The 19,493-nt window shown below is 71.5% G+C and carries 9 protein-coding genes; 3 read left to right on the forward strand and 6 right to left on the reverse strand.

Annotation, left to right across the window (positions count from 1 at the left end):
* Nucleotides 1–3: 3 nt before the first annotated feature.
* From AB0C46_RS30870 to AB0C46_RS30895, 6 genes are all read right to left on the reverse strand, one after another.
* On the reverse strand, nucleotides 4–5,355 hold the full coding sequence (locus tag AB0C46_RS30870; protein ID WP_362831852.1) for a toxin glutamine deamidase domain-containing protein: 5,352 nt from the start codon (nucleotides 5,353–5,355) through the stop codon (nucleotides 4–6).
* Nucleotides 5,356–5,422: 67 nt separating this feature from the next.
* Nucleotides 5,423–5,806, reverse strand: coding sequence for a hypothetical protein (locus tag AB0C46_RS30875; RefSeq protein ID WP_362831853.1), 384 nt, complete (start codon nucleotides 5,804–5,806; stop codon nucleotides 5,423–5,425).
* A gap of 228 nt (nucleotides 5,807–6,034) precedes the next feature.
* Nucleotides 6,035–6,490 carry a hypothetical protein gene (locus AB0C46_RS30880; RefSeq protein ID WP_362831855.1) on the reverse strand — a complete coding sequence of 152 codons (456 nt, stop codon included), beginning with the start codon at nucleotides 6,488–6,490 and terminating at the stop codon, nucleotides 6,035–6,037.
* Between the two features lie 444 nt (nucleotides 6,491–6,934).
* Nucleotides 6,935–7,618 (reverse strand): TetR/AcrR family transcriptional regulator, encoded by a 684-nt coding sequence (locus tag AB0C46_RS30885; RefSeq protein WP_362831856.1) that lies wholly within the window; start codon nucleotides 7,616–7,618, stop codon nucleotides 6,935–6,937.
* The gene (locus tag AB0C46_RS30890) at nucleotides 7,615–9,693 is read right to left on the reverse strand and encodes a YhgE/Pip domain-containing protein (RefSeq protein ID WP_362831857.1); all 2,079 of its coding nucleotides are present in this window, start codon (nucleotides 9,691–9,693) and stop codon (nucleotides 7,615–7,617) included. The genes AB0C46_RS30885 and AB0C46_RS30890 overlap by 4 nt, the downstream gene beginning before the upstream one ends.
* The gene (locus AB0C46_RS30895) at nucleotides 9,665–10,465 is read right to left on the reverse strand and encodes an ATP-binding cassette domain-containing protein (protein WP_362831858.1); all 801 of its coding nucleotides are present in this window, start codon (nucleotides 10,463–10,465) and stop codon (nucleotides 9,665–9,667) included. The genes AB0C46_RS30890 and AB0C46_RS30895 overlap by 29 nt, the downstream gene beginning before the upstream one ends.
* Before the next feature lie 234 nt (nucleotides 10,466–10,699).
* Here AB0C46_RS30895 and AB0C46_RS30900 point away from each other — a divergent pair, with 234 nt between their 5' ends.
* The 3 genes from AB0C46_RS30900 to AB0C46_RS30910 all read left to right on the forward strand — a co-directional run bounded on the left by AB0C46_RS30900 (nucleotide 10,700) and on the right by AB0C46_RS30910 (nucleotide 19,454).
* Nucleotides 10,700–13,669, forward strand: coding sequence for a discoidin domain-containing protein (locus AB0C46_RS30900; RefSeq protein ID WP_362831859.1), 2,970 nt, complete (start codon nucleotides 10,700–10,702; stop codon nucleotides 13,667–13,669).
* A 183-nt stretch (nucleotides 13,670–13,852) separates the two neighbouring features.
* Entirely contained in the window at nucleotides 13,853–17,743 is a 3,891-nt protein-coding gene (locus AB0C46_RS30905; protein ID WP_362831860.1) for an ABC transporter ATP-binding protein, read from the forward strand.
* 289 nt (nucleotides 17,744–18,032) lie between these two features.
* The gene (locus AB0C46_RS30910; protein ID WP_362831862.1) at nucleotides 18,033–19,454 is read left to right on the forward strand and encodes a S28 family serine protease; all 1,422 of its coding nucleotides are present in this window, start codon (nucleotides 18,033–18,035) and stop codon (nucleotides 19,452–19,454) included.
* Nucleotides 19,455–19,493: the final 39 nt, after the last annotated feature.

The following is a 19,493-nucleotide window of genomic DNA, read 5'->3' on the forward strand; positions in this document are numbered from 1 at the left end:
ACATCACGGCTGCGGCGCGCCGGGCGTCGGCAGCGCATATGCCTTGAGGATGTCCGCGACCCGGTTCACATGATGCTGGGCATCCGCGGTCAACGCCTGCTGCGGGGTATTCACGCCCGGACGCGGATCGTTGAACGGCACGGTTGTCTCGCCTTTTCGATAACCGGTGCCGTATCCGATCGGCATGCTTTCGGGCAGGTAGTGCGTGATGTAACCCGAGCAGTCCGCGTGCCCCTTTGACTCGCTCGGATGCCCGCAGGGTTCGCGCTCGGTGTACATGTGGACAATGTCGTAGGGCTGCTTTCCCTGGAGCTGTCGGTCCTCATTGAGACGTTCCATCCAGCCGCCGAGGTGCGGCTCCGAATGATCGGGCCGAGGGCCTGCGTGACTGAAGGAGCTGTCCACCACGTAGTGCGTTTCGTTGGTGTGTGGATCGGTCACTTCGATCACCGCGTAGTTTCGCCCGGAAAAGTCCGGCCGCATATCGCGGGTATTCTCCGCGACCTGGCTCGCCACACTCTCGCCGTAGGTTTCGTCCAGGTGATGGCGTGCGCGCTTTGCGGGTCCGCTGCTCGCCGCTCCCGAGCCCTCCACATCCGCAAAGGGAATCTTTGCGTTCTGGCGCTTCACGGCGGAACGGGAGGCGGTCCGGTCCTCCACCCCCGCCCAGTTCTCCTGGCGTTTCACGTCGCGGTCCCGCAGCGCTTCCCGCTTGATCTTGGGCTTCTCGGCCTCGTCCTGCCCGGTCTGGTTCTGCCCGGTCTGGTCTTGGCCGGTCTGGTCTTGCCCGGGTTGGTCCTGCCCGGGTTGGTCCTGTTCGGTCCCGTGCTGCTCGGGCTGGTCCTGTTGGTTCTGGTCCTGCTCGTTCTGGTCCCGCCACTTGTAGGGCGGGTAGTCACCTTCACGGCGATGCGGGCTCGCGGCGACACCCTGCTGCATGTGGAAGTCGACGCTCAGACGCGCGATGACACCGACAACGGCGGCCTGCTCGCTCCGGTTGAGGTCGCGGAAACCGGTGAGCCGGTCCTCCAGATCCTTCTTGCTGAAGGTGTTTCCCGCCTCGCTCCCCTGGATCACCGACCGCAATTCACTGTTTCTGTTGTTGGCCAGGTCCTCCATGAAGCCGTAGACCCGCTCCATGTCGACCTGATGCACGTCATTGCGGTTACGGAGGTGCTGTTGTGCCTCGTCCGGAAGAATTCCGTAATGCTCGTGATCCGCGTTCTGGCTCTCGTTGTACGGGGTCGAACCGCGCGGGGGCGCCGCGGAGTTGTCGTCGTTGTCATCGGCGTCGGCCCACTCCTGATCCTGCGCCGCATCCGATGCGCTCGGCTGGTCCTGCGCGGAATCCTGGGCCGACGGCCCCTCGGAGGGATGGTCCTTCGACTCCTGCTCCGGTACGGAGGCCTCGGTCTTCGGCTTTTTCGCGTCCGGGCCGGACAGATCGTGCTCGGCCGGGTGCTTGGTGCCCGACGGGTCGGACGGCGGGAGGTTGTTGTCGGTACCCGAGGGGCTTTCCGGAGGGCGGTGGTCGGCGCCTAGGGAGCCGGCGGGGGTGGGGCCGGTGCCCGTGGGGTGGGGGCCGGGGGTGTTCTGGGACTGCTGGGGGGTGTGCTGGGACTGCTGAGGGGTGTGCTGCGGGCTCGGGGGCTGGTGTTGCGGCTGGCTTTGGTTCTGGGCCTGGTTGTGGTTCTGGCCCTGGTTGTTTTGCTGAGGGTTCTGGTTCTGCTGGGGCTGTTGGTTCTGGTGGGCCGCGGGGTCGAAGGGCTTGCGGTCGGCGTCCAGAGTCAGGTGCCAGACGCCGTCGGCATTGGTGTGGAGGGGCTGTTGGCTGATCTGGCCGGTCTGGCTGTCGACCCAGACGACCCGGCCGTTGTGGTTGACGGCGTTGAAGACGTGGGCGCCGCCGCCGCTACCGTCGGGGTTCTTGGGCCAGGTGACGAGGACCGCGGACGCCGAGCCGGGGCCGGACTGACGGAGTTCGTCGGCGATGCGCTGGTAGCTGTCCTGGGCGTTCTGGCCGGAGTGGCGGAAGTTGGTGCCGGCCCAGTTCTGGATGTTGCTGGTGCCGTCGCGCTCACCGCTGACCCGGTCCAGCCCGCCGTGGCCGTCGTTGTCGTAGGTGCGGGGCGCCGACACCTGCGGGTTGCCGTACCAGGACTCCATGAACGAGCGGGTGCAGTCGGCGCAGTTGTTGGAGCGGCCGGGGACGGTCGGGCCGCCGTCGTTCTGCAGGCGGGACCAGGGCTGGAAGGGGTCCGCATGGCGCTGCGGGCTGCCGTCCGGGTTGCGCGGGAAGGTGTTCTCCAGCGCCTGCTGGTCGTGCGGGAACGGCGAATACAGGCCGCTGGGCTGGTGGTTGAGGCTCGCCCGGACGTCGTTGAGGCTCGGCCGCGGGGGGTGGTTGGGCGGCGCCGACTGCTGCTGTTGGTGCGGGGGCTGAGGCTGTTGGTGCTGGGGCTGCTGGTTCTGATTCTGGCTCTGGCTCTGGCTCTGGTTGTGGTTCTGGGGCGGGGGTTGGTGATGGGGCTGTTGGTTGGGTTGTTGTTGCTGTTGGGGCTGGTTCTGGTGCTGCGGTTGCTGCTGGTTCGTCGGCTGTGAATGCGGCTGCGGCTGCGGCTGCGGCTGGTGGCTCTGGAGCGTCGGTTGCTGACGGGGGTCCGGACGGTTCGGCTGTTGCGTCGGCTGGTGCTGGGGCTGCTGCTGACGCGGGTCCGGTCGATGGGGTTGCTGCTGTGTCGGCTGGGGGTGCGGCGGTTGCTGTTGCGGACGCTGCTGGTTGGGATCGTGCGGTTGCTGCTGCGGTGGACGCTGGGCGTCTGGGCGCGGCGTATCCGGGCGGGTCGCGTCGGGACGCGGCTGGTCCGGGCGTGTGGTGTCCGGGCGCTGGTTCGTTTGAGGTGCTTGGTGCTGGCCCTGGGGTGACTGGCCGCCCTGCGGGGTTTGCTGGTTCTGCTGGTTTTGCCGGTTCTGGTCCGGGCGGGGGCCGTCCAGACGGGGGTTGTACGGGGGCGGCTCGGGGCGGCGTTGTTGGGTGGCGTCGTGGATGGCCTGGGAGCCGTCGGGGCGGCGGTTGGCGGGGGCGGAGGCGTTGCCGTTGGACGGTGTGCCGCCGCGTGGCGGGGCGGAGTGGGGCGTGGCCGGGCCGCCCTGCGGGGGCACGGCAGTGGGCGCGCCCATCATCGGGCCGGGGCTCTGCGGGGTGTTCTGCGGCGACTGTTGCGGGGTGGAGGGCGCACCGGTGCTGGGGTCCGCCGGGTGCTGGGTCGGTGGCGGCGCCGTCATGGTGCCGGCGGACTGGGTGGTGACGGTGGTGTCGTCGTCATCGCGCACCTGCGGCATGGGGTCGCCGGGTGACGGGTCGCGCTGCCCGATGGGCGGGCCGGAGGAGGAGTGCTGCACCGGGGCGCCCTGGGACGGCACGCTCACCTGCGGGGTGGAGGGACGTCCGCCCGCGCCGGATGCGGAGTTGTCCCCGTTGTTCTGGGAGCCGCTGTGACCGCTGTTGCTGTCGCCGTGGGGGGAGTTGTCGGTGTTGGTGGGCGGGTTGCCGGCCACCGGGTCGGGGGAGGGCGGCGACTGCTGTGGCTGCTGGGACGGGTCCGGATGGGAAGGCCCGTCGGGGGTGGGGGAGTTGGACTGGCCGGCGGAGGAGGAGTGGTCCGGCTCCGGGGCAGGGGCTGAGTCCGGGGTCGTCCCGGAGTCGGGCGTCGGTGCCCCGTCGGGGTGCAGGGACGGGCCCGGGGCCGGTTGTGTGCTGAGGGAGTCCGGGTCCGGGCGGGCCGAGTCCGGGGTGTGGTCGGGCGCCGGCTGGGTGCTGATGGCGTCCGGGCGGGCGGAGTCGGGGGTGTTGTCCGGTGCCGGTTGGGTGCTGATGGCGTCCGGGCGTGTGGCGTCCGGGGAGTTGTCCGGGGTGGGGTGGGGGCTCGCCGCGTCCGCGTCCGGGCGGGCGGCGTCCGGGGTGGGGCCGCCGGAGTCGGGCGTGGTGCCTGAGTCCGGGCCGGGGCCGCCCGATTCGGGGGTGGTGCTGGCCGAGTCAGGGCCGGGGGTGGCGCCCCCGTACGGGTTGTGGTCGTTGCCGCCCGTGTACCCCTCGTCGAAGGCGGTGCGCTGGTCCGGGGGTGGCAGGGGCTGGGCCTGGGGCGTGTTGCGGTTGCCGTCCGGGCCGGGGGCGGAGCTGTCGGCCGTGGTGGAGGGGCTGCTGCCGGAGCCGGTACCCGCGCCGGAATCCCCGGCGCGCGGGGCATGTGACGGGCCGCCGGAGCCGCTGCTGCCGCCGCCCGAGCCGCTGCCGCCGCCACTCGACTCACCGGCGCCGGACCCGGCCCCCGCTCCGGACCCCGACCCGCTGTCGGTGCCCGCCCCGCCACCGTCGGACGCGCTCCCCGCCCCGTTCCCCGACGCATTCCCCGACCCGCTGCCGGAACCGCTCCCGGCCCCCGACCTGCTCCCCGAACCCCCACCGTCTCCGCTGCCGCTGCCGCTGCCGCTCGCGGAGTTGCTCCCCGTTACGGAGTTGCTCCCCGTTACGGAGTTGCTCCCGCTCCCGGAGCCGCTGGACTCGCTCGTGCCCCCGCCGTCTCCGCCGCTGTCCTCGCTCCCGCCCCGTCCGGCAGCGTGGTCGAGGCCGCTGCGGGCGTGGTGGCCCGCTCTGCCGCCTGCGCCGTCGCGCAGGGACTCGGCGAAGGTCTGGCCGGAGTTCTTCAGCGCGTCCACGCCCGCTTCGGCGCCGGTCTTGGCGCTGCGGCCCACGTCGAAGCCCTGCTGGGCCCCGAAGTGCATGTTCATGCCCTGCGCGATGGCGTCGGAGATCATCGCCTCCAGCGCGGAGACGGCCGGCTCCTTCACCGTCTCGACGATCGCCTCGACCAACGCCTCACGGGCTTCCTTGAGGATGCGGCGCACGATCAGACGGGTGGCCTGGGTGGCGGCGGCGGCGCCGATCTCGGACAGGCCGAGGGTGAAGGGAGCCGCCGCCTGAGCTGCGATGATCTCTGCCGCGAGGATCGCCAGTTGGGCGATCACCGCGACTTTCATCCCGATGATGACCACGGAGCCGGCGTCCAGCGCGAACGCGATCAACTCGGCGGCGGTGCGGGCGTCGTCGAGGTAGCCGGAGCCGTTGCCCGAGTACTTCTCCCAGGTCTTGCTGAAACCCTCGATGCTCTCACCGGAGTTGGCCGACAGCACGTTGCCGGCGGCGGAGACCCCTTCGGACTGCAGCTGTTCGACGGCGCCGGCGAACGCCCGCCAGTGATCGGCGGACTCGTTCATCTTGTCTTCGTCGCCCGTCGGCCAGTCGTAGCCGAGCATCTCAAGGACCCATTCGAGCCAGTCCGGAAGCATGAGCGACATGGCGGCAATCCCCCGTAAAGCCGTGAAGCGACGATGACGGTCGTGGAGCTCTGGAGCGGGCTGCGTCTCAGGTGTGCGGCGACTTGAGGGCGACGATCTTCTGGCCCTCCGCCTCGGCGTTGGCGATGTGCTGCTTCATCAGCGAGTCGTTGAAGTCCTCGTCGGCCTGGTGGTTGTCGGCCATGGTCTTCAGGGCGCCGCCGATCTCCTGGAGCTTGGCGGCCAGATGCCCCATCGACTCGTACATGCCGTCGCGCAGGCCCTCGTAGACCACGCCGAACTTCTCGCCGATCTCGTCATCACCCCATGGCGGGGTGTCTTTGCCTTCCAGACCGGTGAGCGCGTTCTTCAGCTTCTCCACCGCGGACTGATAGCGCTGTCCGACGCCGGTGAAGTCCTGGCCACCTGACTTCAGTGACGGAATGTCTGCCTGCAGGCCATTTCCGGCCACAGCGTCCCCCGTTCCTGCTCGTCGTCACGTACCGCAGAACGTTCAACAAAGTTTAGTGCTGTACGGCCTTATCAACTCAAGGAGCTGACTGTCACAAGGGTGTTACCAATGGCGGCATATGTGTCCCTGCGTGTCCCCAGGTGTCCCCACCTGTCCCCACGCGTTCATGCCCGATGGGGCGTCAGGCGCGGGTGCTGCCTGAGGGGTGCGGCCGGGGCGCGGGGCCTGTCAGGGGGAGGTGCTCGGGCGGTGCCACTGGCGGTATACCTCGACGGCCGACTCCGGCGGGAAGTTGGGGACCGCGGTCACCTCGCCGTCGGTCTTGGAGATGACGAGGTGGCTGCCGCCGGGATTCGCGGGTGGGGCCGTTGGGTCCGCCGGGGCCGGCCAGCCGGCGTGGATCAGGTAGCCGAGGTCGAATTCATGCACGAAGAGGGAGGCCGGGCCGCCGGGCGAGCCGACGGGCGGGTAGTGGCCCCGGCCGATTTCCAGCGCCTCTTCGGGGGTGGTCGGCACGGCCTGGGGTGCGGCGGCTGCGGGTCGGCCGCCGGGGACGGTACCCGGGGGGAAGGGCGGTGGCAGCGGCGGTGGCGCGCCGGGGTTTCCGGCGGCGTTCCAGGCGGCGTTCCCGGTGGCGTTCGCGCCCGTGCCGTGGTCCGTGCTCTCGGATGCGGGGTCCGTCATGGCGGTCCCTCCCGTGTGGTGAGTCCGGGCTGTGGTGCCGGGCCGGGCCGTGCGGTGAGGCAGGGCCGGGGCGGCGACGCACGCTCAACCTAGAGGACGCCACGGGGTTTTGGGGGGTGCGCGGCGGGAGCGCTGGGGCGCACGCCGGGTTGCCTGGCGCCCGTGGATCGGCGGAGGCCGCTGATCCACGCCGCCCCGTTGGACGCGTCCTGGCTGTGTTGTCCCAGCCCCAGGCCCCAACAGCCCCAGGTCCGGCCCCAGGTCCGGCCCCGGCCCCCGGCCCCACAGCCCCGGCCCCATTGCGGCCCCAGTCCCAGTCCCATCCCAGCCCAGGCCCAGTCATCTGAGCTCCCGAACTCCTGAGGGCTCCTTGCGGGAGGGCCACCGGAACTACGGACTGTCCGGCCCAGGCCTCGTCCCGGACCTGACCGCCACCCGCCGGAACTACGCCCCGCCCCGGACCTGGCCGGCGCCCGCCCCCACCCGCCCCTGGAGCAGCCGCGACAGCGCCGCGTGGACGTCCTCGACCGAGCGGTCCGGCTGGAAGGACTGCCAGTCGAGGGCGGCCACCAGGACCATGCCGAGGAGGGCGGAGGCGGTGAGCGGGATATCGAGCTCGTCGGAGAGTTCCCCGGTCCGCACGGCGTCCCGGAGGACGTCCTCGACGACGGCCTGGGCCCGGCCGCGTACGGAGGTGAGGGTGTCGCGCCAGGTGCGGTTGGTGCGCCAGAGTTCGGCGACGTAGAGCTGGATGAGGGCGGGGGAGCAGGCGATGAAGTCCAGACCGGCCCGGATCATCGCGTCCAGGGCGTCGACCCGGGTGCCGCCGCGGTCCGCCGTGGCGTCGGCGGCCCGGCGCAGTGAGTCGGCGAGCAGATCGATGCCGTCCCGCAGCAGCTCCTCGTAGAGGACGTTCTTGCTCGCGAAGTTGTAGTAGACGGTGCCCTTGGCGACGCCGGCGCGGTCGGCGATCTCGTCGACGGTGGTGGCGGAGAAGCCCTGTTCCGCGATGAGGGTGACGGCGGCGTCGAAGAGGCGGCGGCGGGTCGAGGTACGGCGGGCGGCGGGGACGGCCCCGGGGGCGGTGCCGTGGCCGGCACCGCCCCTTCGGCCCGTGGGGACGCTCACAGGCTGAGTTCCGGATGCAGGTCCTTCATCCGGACCACCTGCCGGCTGCGCGCCGCGAGGGCGGTGAGGGCCAGCGCGCCGAGGGTGAAGACCACCAGGACCACACAGCCCTGCTGCACGATGGCGAGGTCACCGCCGGTGATCAGCCGGCGCAGGCCGTCGACCACGTAACTCATCGGCAGGAACGGGTGGATGGCGGCGAAGAAACCGGGGCTGGTCTGCACCGGGTAGGTGCCGCCCGCCGAGGTCAGCTGGAGCATCAGGACGACCAGGGTCAGCACTCGGCCGGCCGGTCCGAAGAACGCGCCCAGCAGCTGGATGATGGCGGTGAAGCAGGCCGTGGCCAGCAGCAGGAAGCCGACGGTGCCGGCCGTGCGGGCCATCTCCAGGCCGAGCCCCCAGTGGAGCACGGCCATCAGCGCCAGCACCTGCACGACGCCGATGGCATAGGCCGGCAGCCATGAGCCGAGGGCGATCCGCCAGCCCGGGGCGCCCGCGGCCAGTGCGCGCTTGCCCAGCGGCTGGAGCAGCATGAAGGCGACCATCGCGCCGACCCAGAGGGAGAGCGGGATGAAGTACGGCGCCAGACCGGTGCCGTAGTTGGGCGCCTTGTGCAGCGACTTGGCGGCCAGCTCGACCGGGTCGGCCATCACCTCGGTGCGGGTGTCCCGGTCCTTCTTGTTGTAGTCGGGGATCTTGGAGACGCCGCTGTGCAGCCCGTCGGACAGCTGGTTGCTGCCGTCCTTGAGCTTGAAGAGGCCGCCGGTGAGCTTGTCGGCGCCGTCCTTGGCGACACCCAGACCGCTGTGGAGCTTGCCGGCGCCGTCGGCGAGGGTGCCGATGCCGTCGGCGAACAGCCCGGCGCCCTGGGAGACCTTGTGGGCGCCCGCGTTGAGCTGGTTGATCTGGCCGATTGCCTTGTCGGCCCGGTTCGCGATGCCCGGTGCCTCCTCGGCGACCATCGCGGCACCGTGGTGCAGCTCCCGCACCTTGGTGCGCAGCTGCCCGAAGTCCGTGTGGGCGACGGTGTCGCTGACCTTCTCCGCCGTGTCGGCGGCGAGGGCGCTGCCGTCCGCGATCGCCTTCAGCTTGGGGCAGTCGGGGTCGGTGTCGACGAGGCTGTTGCAGCGTTCCCGGTAGAGGTCCGCGGCGTTGTCGGCGTTCTCCCGCGCCTGTTGGGCGGCCCTGGCGGAGTCCCCCGGCAGCTTGCCGAGGTCCTCGTCGAGCTGCTCGGTGAGGTCGGCGACGATCTGTGCCTTGCGGCCGATGTCCTTGCCGTGCTCGCGGAGGTAGGGGAGGTCCTTCCTGGCGATGCCGTGGACCTTGTCGGCGAGCTGCTGGGTACCGTCCGAGACCTTGCGCGCGCCCAGGCTCAGCTGCCTGGCCTTCGTGGCGGCCTCTGCCGCGCCCTGGCTGATCCGGCCCGCGCCCTTGTCCAGCTTGCCGAGGCCGTCGGCCAGTTCGCCGGTCTTGTCCTTGGCGGTGCCGAGGCCGTCATCGAGCTTCCCGGCCCCGTCCGCCGCCTCGGCCGTCTTGTCGTGCAGATCGGAGAACGAGATGAAGATCTTGTCGAGCATGGCCCGCGACGAGGTGGCCGAGGTCTTGGCGCGGACCTCGGAGAAGACCGTCTTGGAGATCGAGCCGACGACGTAGTTGTTGGCGTCGTTCGTCCGGACCTGGAGCGCGCCGGTCTGCGGGGTCTTCCCGGAGCTGGAGGCGATCCGCTTGCTGAAGTCCTTGGGGACGGTCAGCGAGAGGTAGTACGTGCCGTTCTCCACACCCTTGGCGGCGTCGGCGGCGCTGACGTCCTCCCAGTGGAACTTCTTGCTGTCCTTGAGGTTCTCGGACAGGTCGTCGCCCGCGTGGATCGACTTGCCGCCCGTGGTGGCGCCCCGGTCGTCGTTGACGAGGGCCACCGGGATCTTGTCCAGGCGGCTGTAGGGGTCCCAGAAGGAGCACAGGTAAAGGGCTCCGTAGAGCAGGGGGATCAGCGTCAGGGCCACCAGGCCCAGCCGGGGCAGCTTGCCCCTGCCGAACCGCCTGAGCTCAAGCGCGGCCAGTCTCGGCGAACGCATGCGCTGCTTCCTCCTCGGGGGTGTGGGTGTCGTCCTGGACGGGGGTGGGGGTGGGGTCGGCGGCTTCGGTGTCCGTCCGCGAGGTGCTGACGGTCAGTGCGTCCGCCGGTGCGCCGTCGCCGGCGGCCACGACGGTGAGGCCCTCGCGCGTGAGGTCCCGCAGCAGCTGCCAGGCCTGGGTGCGTTCGGCGTCGGCGAGCTTGAGGTCCACATCGTCGACGGCCAGCAGCTGCGGGCCGTGCATGAGCCCGAGCGCGACGGAGAGCCGCAGCGCCTCGATCCGCTCCAGATCGCGCACGGCCGTCCGCAGGCCCTTGGGGAGGGTGCCGGGGTCGAGCCGGGCGGCCGCGAGGGCGCTGTCGACCCGGGCCCGGGTGGCCTCCTTGTGGCGCTTGCCCCAGGGGAGCGAGGCGCTCTGGGAGCCCTTGACACGGTGGCCCAACAGGGCCTGTTCCTTGAGGTGTTCGCCGACCGTGAGGGCGGGTTCGAGGTCGGCGACGCCCGGTACGTGCGCCAGGGCGGTACGGCCGCGCACCGTCCCCATCCGCTTGGGCAGGTGGTGCCCGGCGACCGTCGCCTCGCCCTCGGTGATCCGCATCCGGCCGGTGAGGGCCAGCAGCAGACAGGTGCGGCCGGAGCCGGAGGGGCCCTGGACCGCGATCAGCGTGCCCGGCTCCGCGGTGATGCCGATACCTCTGAAGGCCCAGCCCCGTGGGCCCTCCACTCCAATGCCCGTGGCGTTGACCGCCGCCCCCTGGCGGGTGGTGTTCACCGACACCCCTCCCCTTTTGATCTGACTGGTCAGTCTAAAAGTGTGCCGTATCGAGGGCCTTGTTGACCAATCGGGGGTGTCCCGGCGGGAGCGGACGGAAGTCGGCCGCGCCGATCCCGTGACCCGGACGGCGGAATCGTCCTAGGGTGCCGTGCAGGCGGGGGCCTGATGATGTCCATGGTGAGTCCGTGCTGCCCGAACGCGGCACGGACCGCGCACAGACGACGGAGAACCATGAATCCTTCGGCACAGCACCCCGTGGACCGGCCGCCGCAGCGTCCCGCGCAGCGACCGGCCGGGACCGCCGCGCCACGCTCCCGGAAGCTGGTCGCCCCCCTGCTCGCCACCGCTCTGATCGCGGTCCTCGCGCCCGTATCGGCCTCCGCCTCGGCGCCCACCCCGGCACCGGAACCGGCCGGCTCCGCACAGGGGCCCTGCATGAAGGGCGACGACAGTGACGGCTGGACCGCCACCGCCACCCGAATCGACCCCAAGGACAGCCACCACGCCTTCGTCGGCAACGGCTACCTCGGACAGCGGGTACCGCCCAACGGCACCGGCTACGCGGCACCCGGCGGTGAGACCGGCTGGCCGCTGAAGACACCCGAATACGACGGCTCGTTCGTCTCCGGGCTGTACGCCAAGGGGCCCAAGAACCTCAAGGGCCGGCAGGCCATCGCCGCGATCCCCACCTGGACCACCCTCGACGTCGCCACCGGTGGCGCGCACCCCGACACCTTCTCCTCCGCCACCGCGCCCGGCCGGATCTCGCACTACCGCCAGACGCTCTCCCTGCGCTGCGGATTCGTCCGTACGTCGCTGACCTGGACCGCTGCCGACGGCCGCGCCACCGACCTGGTCTACGACGTGCTCGCCGACCGGAACGACGCCCACACCGGCGCCGTACGCCTGCGGATGATGCCCCACTGGAGCGGCTCGGCCGCGGTCACCGACGGCCTCGACGGCCGCGGCGCCCGCCGGATGACACCGTCCGCGGGCGGGCCCGCCACGGGCGGCAAGGAGACCGGCGGGAAGGAGACCGGCGGGAAGGAGACCGGCGGGAAGGAGGCCGGCAGCAAGGAGGCCGGCGGTAAGGAAGCTGGTGGTGGCAAGGAGACCGGCGGTAAGGAGGCCGGTGGCAAGGGCACCGGCCGCACCATGGACGTCGGGTTCCGCACGGACGGGACGAAGACCGAGGGTGCGGTGGCGTCCACCCTGCGCACCGGGCCCGGGGTACAGGCCGGCCCGCCCCGGCAGGCGGCGGGGACGGACACGCTCAGCAACCGGCAGCGGGTGTCCTTCCCGGTCCGCAGCGGCCGCTCGTACGAGCTGACCAAGTACGTCGGTGTGGACACCGCGCTCACCTCCGGCTCCCCGCGCGCCGCCGCCGACGCCGCCTCGCGCCGGGCCGCCGACCGCGGCTGGGACGCCCTGTTCGCCCGGCACACCGCCGCCTGGCAGCGGCTGTGGCGCAGCGACATCGAGGTCAAGGGGCGGCGGGACCTGCAGTCCTGGGTCCGCTCGGCGCAGTACGGGCTGCTGGCCAACACCCGCGCCGGCAACCGCAACAGCATCGGCCCCACCGGCCTGACCAGCGACAACTACGCCGGCGAGATCTTCTGGGACGCCGAGACCTGGATGTACCCGGGCCTGCTCGCCGCCCACCCCGCACTCGCCAGGTCGATCGTCGACTACCGCTACAAGACCCGGGCCGGGGCCGCAGCCAACGCCAGGAAGCTCGGCTACGACGGGCTGTTCTACTCCTGGACCAGCGGCAGCAAGGGCGATCTGTGGAACGAGTGCCACAGCTGGGACCCGCCGCACTGCAAGACCCAGAACCACCTCATGGGCGATATCTCCCTCGCCACCTGGCAGTACTACCTCGCCACCAAGGACACCGCCTGGCTGAAGTCCCGCGGCTGGCCGGTCCTCAAGGGCATCGCCGAATTCTGGGCCTCACGGGCCACCCGTAACGCCGACGGCAGCTACTCCGTCAAGAACGTCGCCGGACCTGACGAGTACAGCAACGGCGTCAACGACGGGGTGTTCACCAACGCCGGCGCCGCCACCGCGCTGCGGCACGCCGGCCGCGTCGCCGCGATCCTCGGCGAGAAGGCACCGGCCTCCTGGAAGACCATCGCCGACAAACTGCGCATCCCCTACGACAGCAAGAAGAAGGTCTTCGAGCAGTACGCCGGGTACAAGGGCACGACCATCAAGCAGGCCGACACCGTGCTGCTGATGTACCCGCTGGAATGGCCGATGTCGCAGGCGCAGGCGACCCGCACGCTGGACTTCTACGCCGGGCACACCGACCCGGACGGCCCGGCCATGACGGACTCGGTGCACGCCATCGACGCCGCCGGGATCGGCGAGGCCGGCTGCTCCACGTACACCTACCTGCTGCGGTCCATCAAGCCGTTCGTCCGCGGGCCGTTCGACCAGTTCTCCGAGGCGCGCGGCGACAAGGCCGGCGCCACCGACCCGCACGCCGGCAAGCCCGCCCAGGACTTCCTCACCGGCAAGGGCGGCTTCCTGCAGACCTTCACCCACGGGCTGACGGGGCTGCGGCTGCGCGAGGACCGGGTCCGTCTCGACCCGATGCTGCCGCCGCAGCTCTCCGAGGGCGTCACCCTGCGCGGGCTGCACTGGCAGGGCCGGACCTATGACATCGCGATCGGCGCGCACCAGACCACCGTGCGGCTGACCGCCGGTGCGCCGATGCGGATCGAGTCGCCGGAGGGCGAGAAGATCGTCAGCCGGGGCGTGCCCGCCGTCCTCAAGACCCGCCGCCCGGATCTGGCGGCGACCTCGAACGCGGCCCGGTGCACCCCGGCCACGGCGACCTCGGAGGAGCCCGGTCTCTACGCGGGCGCCGCGGTGGACGGCAACGGCACCACGGCCTGGGTGCCCAACGCCGCCACCGGCACCCTCACCGTCGACCTCGGCCGGACCACCCGCGTCGGCCAGATCACCCCGCACTGGAACACGACCCGGCCCAAGTCCTACAACGTCCAGGTCTCCCAGGACGGTAAGCACTGGACGGGGACCGGATACGCGGGCCGTACCCCGGCCCGGTACGTCCGGGTCACGGTGACCGGCGACCGGACCCCGGCCGCCGACGGGAAGCCCAAGCCGCATCCGGGCATTTCGGAGCTGACCGTGGAGCGGGTGAAGGAGCCGGCGGGGGAGCGGGGGAAGTAGCCCGCCGCACCCATGGGCGACGGCCCCGTCCCGGACCACCCGGGGCGGGGCCGTCCGCCGTGCCGGGGCGGGGCCGTCCACCGAACGGGGCGGGACTCGCACAGAAGTTTGTGACAGCGGGATGAAATCCGGGCCGCGCGGTGTTGGTGCCGTCGACAAGTGTCGAAGGGCGGGAGGCACCGGGTGGCGGGGACGGACACGGAACGAGTGGGCTGGGCGCGGCGGCTGATCCGCGACTGCTGGCAGTACCGGACGGATGTGCTGCTGGCCCTCGGCTCCTCGCTCGCCGGGATGGCCGTGCTGGCCCTGGTCCCGCTCGTACCGAAGCTGATCATCGACGATGTCATCGTGCGGCACGAGCGCGCCCTCGGCCCCTGGGCCGCCCTGCTGGTCGTGGCCGCGGTCGTGGTCTACGTCCTCACCTACATCCGCCGCTTCTACGGCGGCCGGCTCGCCCTGGACATCCAGCACGATCTGCGGATCCGGATGTTCGGCGCGATCGCCCGGCTCGACGGCCGGCGGCAGGACGAGCTGAGCACCGGCCAGGTCGTCGGCCGTGCCACCAGCGACCTCCAGCTGATCCAGGGCCTGCTGTTCATGCTCCCGATGATGATCGGGAACGTCCTGCTGTTCGTGATCTCGCTGGTCGTGATGGCGGTGCTGTCGCCGCTGCTCACCGTCGTCGCGCTGGCCGTCGCCCCCGCCCTGTGGTTCATCGCCCATCGCAGCCGCGCCCGCCTCTTCCCCGCCACCTGGTACGCCCAGGGACAGGCGGCGGCCGTGGCCGGTGTCGTGGACGGCGCGGTGTCCGGTGTGCGGGTGGTCAAGGGCTTCGGGCAGGAGGAGCAGGAGACCGGCAAGCTGCGCGAGGTCAGCCGCCGGCTGTTCGCCGGGCGGCTGCGCACGGTCCGCCTCAACGCCCGCTACACCCCCGCGCTGCAGGCCGTACCCGCGCTCGGCCAGGTCGCGATGCTGGCCGTCGGCGGCTGGATGGCCACCCAGGGGCAGGTCACCCTCGGTACCTTCGTCGCCTTCTCCACCTATCTGGCGCAGCTGGTCGGCCCGGTCCGGATGCTGGCGATGATGCTGACCGTCGGCCAGCAGGCACGGGCCGGTGTGGAGCGGGTCTACGAGCTGATCGACACCGAGCCCTCGATCGCCGAGCGGCCCGATGCGCACGAGCTGCCCGCCGAATCCCCGGCCACCGTCGAGTTCGACCGGGTGACGTTCGGGTACGCGCCGCTGCACGAGGGCGGGGGCGCCGTGCCCGCCCAGGGCGCCCCGGCCGCCGCCCGCCCCGTCCTTGCGGATTTTTCCCTGCGCATCGAGGCCGGTGAGACCGTCGCCGTGGTCGGCACGTCCGGCAGCGGCAAGTCCACGGTCTCGCTGCTGCTGCCGCGCTTCTACGACGTTTCCGCCGGCCGGGTCCTGGTCGGCGGCCACGATGTGCGCGAGCTGACCCTGGGGTCGCTGCGGGCCGCGATCGGCCTGGTCCCCGAGAGCAGCTTCCTGTTCTCCGACTCCGTCCGGGACAACATCGCCTACGGCCATCCGGACGCCACCGACGAGCAGGTGCGTGCCGCGGCCCGCGCCGCCCAGGCCGACGGCTTCATCTCCGCGCTGCCCGAGGGCTATGACACCAAGGTCGGCGAGCAGGGGCTGACCCTGTCCGGCGGCCAGCGCCAGCGCGTCGCCCTGGCCCGCGCCATCCTCACCGACCCCCGGCTGCTGGTGCTGGACGATGCGACCTCGGCGGTCGACGCCCGGGTCGAGCACGAGATCCACGAGGCGCTGCGCGGCGTCATGGCGGGCCGTACGACCCTGCTCATCGCCCACCGCGCCTCCACCCTGGCGCTCGCCGACCGGGTCGCCGTCCTCGACGGCGGGCGGCTGGTCGACCTCGGCACCCAGGAGGAGCTGGAAGACCGCTGTCCGCTCTACCGCAGGCTGCTGACCGACCCGGAGGAGCTGGGCGGCGTCGAGCGGGACCCGGCCGGTGCCCTGGCCGGCACCGCCGACGGCGCATGCACCGCCGACGGGCTGCTGGAGCGGAACCTGGCGCCGGACACCGACGGGCCTGACGGGATGCGGGACGGCGCGACGGGCCGGGCCGGCGCGGACGGCACGATCACCCCCGAACTGTGGGTCCGCCGGGAGCAGGAGGCCGAGGCGGGCGGAGCCGGGATGGCGGCCCGCGCAGCCGCCGCGGCCGGGCCCGGCATCGGCGCCGCGATGGCCGGACTGCCCCCGACGCCCGAACTCCTCGCCCAGGTCGCCGCGCTGCCACCCGCGACGGACACCCCGGACGTCGACGAGGACCAGGCCGTGCGCCCCGAGCGCTCCTACGGCCTGCGCCGGCTGCTGGACGGCTTCGGCGGCCCGCTGGCCTTCGCGCTGGCGCTGGTCGCCTTGGACGCCCTCGCCGGGCTGCTGCTGCCGGTCCTGATCCGGCAGGGCATCGACGAGGGTGTCCGCCGCGGCGCGCTGATCGGTGTCTGGACGGCCGCCGCCATCGCCCTGGTCGTGGTGCTGGCCCAGTGGGCCGCGCAGATCGGCGGCAACCGCATGACCGGACGCATCGGCGAGCGGATCCTCTACTCCCTCCGCCTCAAGATCTTCGCGCAGCTGCAGCGCCTCGGGCTCGACTACTACGAGCGTGAACTGACCGGCAAGATCATGACGAGGATGACGACGGATGTGGACGCCCTGTCCACGTTCCTGCAGACCGGGCTGGTCACCGCCCTCGTCTCGATGCTGACCTTCTTCGGCATACTCGTCGCGCTGCTGGCCATCGACCTCCAGCTGGCCCTGGTCGTCTTCGCCACCCTCCCGCCGCTGATCGTCGGCACGTACTTCTTCCGCAAGCAGAGCGTGAAGGCATACGAGCTGGCCCGCGAGCGGATCAGTGTGGTCAACGGCGACCTCCAGGAGAACGTGGCCGGACTGCGGATCGTCCAGGCGTTCCGGCGCGAGCGGAAGGGCGCGGAGCGGTTCGCCGCCCGCAGCGACGCCTACCGCCGGGCCCGGGTCCGCGGCCAGTTCCTGATATCCGTCTACTTCCCCTTCGTCCAGCTGCTGTCGTCCGTGGCGGCGGCGCTGGTGCTGATCGTCGGCGCCGGCCGGGTCGGCTCCGAGACCCTCACCGCCGGTGCGCTGGTCGCCTACCTGCTCTACATCGATCTGTTCTTCGCGCCCGTCCAGCAGCTCTCCCAGGTCTTCGACGGCTACCAGCAGGCGTCCGTCTCGCTCGGCCGGATCCAGGAGCTGCTGCGCGAGCCGACCACCACCCCGGCCGTCGAGCGGCCCCGCGAGGTGCCCGCACTGCGCGGTGACGTCGCCTTCGACGATGTGCACTTCCACTACGGCGAGGGCGAGGAGCCGGCGCTGGCCGGTATCGCGCTGACCATCCCGGCCGGCCAGACCGTGGCCTTCGTGGGCGAGACCGGCGCCGGCAAGTCCACCCTGGTCAAGCTGGTCGCGCGGTACTACGACCCGTCCTCGGGCGCCGTCCGGGTCGACGGCACCGATCTGCGTGAGCTGGACCTGACCGGCTACCGCCGGCGCCTCGGTGTGGTCCCCCAGGAGTCCTACCTCTTCACCGGCACCGTCCGCGACGCCATCGCCTACGGCCGGCCGGACGCCACCGACGCCGAGGTGGAGGCCGCCGCGCGGGCCGTCGGCGCCCACGCGATGATCGCCACCCTCGACGGCGGCTACCTCCACGAGGTCGCCGAGCGCGGCCGCAACCTCTCGGCGGGCCAGCGCCAGCTGCTGGCCCTGGCCCGGGCCGAACTCGTCGATCCGGACGTGCTGTTGCTCGACGAGGCCACCGCGGCCCTGGACCTGGCCACCGAAGCGGTCGTCAACCATGCCACCGACCGGCTCGTCGGGCGCCGTACCACCCTCGTCGTCGCCCACCGGCTGACCACCGCGGCCCGCGCGGACCGGGTGGTGGTGCTCGACCGCGGCCGGATAGTCGAGGACGGCAGCCATGCCCAGCTCCTGGCCCGCGACGGCCGCTATGCGGAGCTGTGGCGCACCTTCACGGGCGAGGAGGAGGAACTCGCGGCCTGAGGGCTGAGGCACGAAGCCTCAGGCCCGCGGTCCGAGGGCCCGGTGCCGTGCCCCGTACTGTGCGCTGCCCCGTCCCCGAGGCCGGTCCGCAGGGCCCCCGGGCCCGGTCCGGGGCGGGCTCAGGGACGGCCCGGGGACGGCCCCCCACGGGTCCGCAGCAGGGGCGCGGGCCCCCGCAGCGAGGGGACGGCGGAGGGCGGTGGATCCGCCGAACGGCGCCAAGGGCTGGTGGCACCCCCGTCGCGCCGATAGGTTCAGCCCGACCTTTGCTATCCCAAGGGGAGGGTGCATGCGCAAGGCCACCAGATGGCTGCTGTCGCTCGCGGTGCTCATAGGCACGGCGGGAGCCGGCAGCACGCCGGCCGGGGCGGCTACCGCCGCCGGGCCGCGGACCGAGGACATCAAGGACCGGATCCTCGGGATCCCGGGAATGAGCCTCATAGAGGAAAAGCCGGTCGACGGCTACCGCTACTTCGTTTTGAACTACACCCAGCCGGTTGACCACCGGCACCCCTCGAAGGGGACCTTCCAGCAGCGGCTGACCCTGCTGCACAAGTCGGTGAACCGGCCGACGGTGTTCTTCACCTCCGGGTACAACGTGAGCACCACACCGTCCCGCAGTGAACCCACCAAGATCATCGACGGCAACCAAGTCTCGATGGAATACCGGTACTTCACCCCGTCGCGGCCCTCGCCCACCGACTGGAAGAAGCTGGACATCCGGCAGGCCGCCAACGACCAGCACCGCATCTTCCGGGCGCTGCACCGTATCTACGGCAAGAACTGGATCGACACCGGCGGCAGCAAGGGCGGCATGACCGCCACGTACTACCGCCGCTTCTTCCCGCACGACATGGACGGCACCGTCGCCTATGTCGCGCCCAATGACGTACGCAACGACGAGGACTCGGCGTACGACCGGTTCTTCCGGACCGTCGGGACCGCGCAGTGCCGCACCGCCCTCACCGCCATCGAGCGCGAGGCCCTGGTGCGCCGCGGGGAGATGGTCAAGCGCTTCCAGGACTGGTCCGACAAGGAGAAGCAGACCTTCACCAAGGTCGGCAACGCGGACCGGGCCTATGAAGTCATGGTCACGGACCTGGTGTTCGGGTTCTGGCAGTACCAGCCGGCCGAGACCGCCTGTGCCGAGGTTCCCAAGCCGACCGTCTCCACCGACGAGCTGTGGAAGTGGATGGACAAGGTCGGCGGCTTCGACAGCTACACCGACCAGGGCATGGAGTCGTACACGCCGTACTACTACCAGGCGGGCACCCAGCTCGGTGAGCCCGGCTACGGCTACCCGCAGCTGGCCGGCCTGCTGAAGTACCCCGGCATCAACAACTCCCGGTCGTTCGTGCCGAAGGACATCCCGATGCGCTTCGACCGGCGCGCGATGCCCGACGTCGACCGCTGGGTGCGGCACCGTGCGCAGCGGATGATGTTCGTCAACGGCGAGTACGACCCGTGGAGTTCGGAGCACTTCGAGGTCGCCAAGGGCGGCGCCCGGGACGCGTATGTCTTCACCGTGCCCGGCGGCAACCACGGCTCGAACATCGCGAAGCTGAAGGAGGCCGACCGCACCAAGGCCACCGCCGAGCTGCTCGACTGGGCCGGTGTCCAGGCCCCGGACGGCAAGCCCACCCAGCTGGCCCCGGACAACAAGAAGCTGGACAAGCAGGAGGTCCGGCGGATGCCGCTGCTGCGGCCCTGAGTCCGCCGCGGCCGTGGGGCAGAAGCGCCCCGCGGCCGC

The organism is Streptomyces sp. NPDC048637 (assembly GCF_040650675.1).
Classification (GTDB): Bacteria; Actinomycetota; Actinomycetes; order Streptomycetales; family Streptomycetaceae; genus Streptomyces.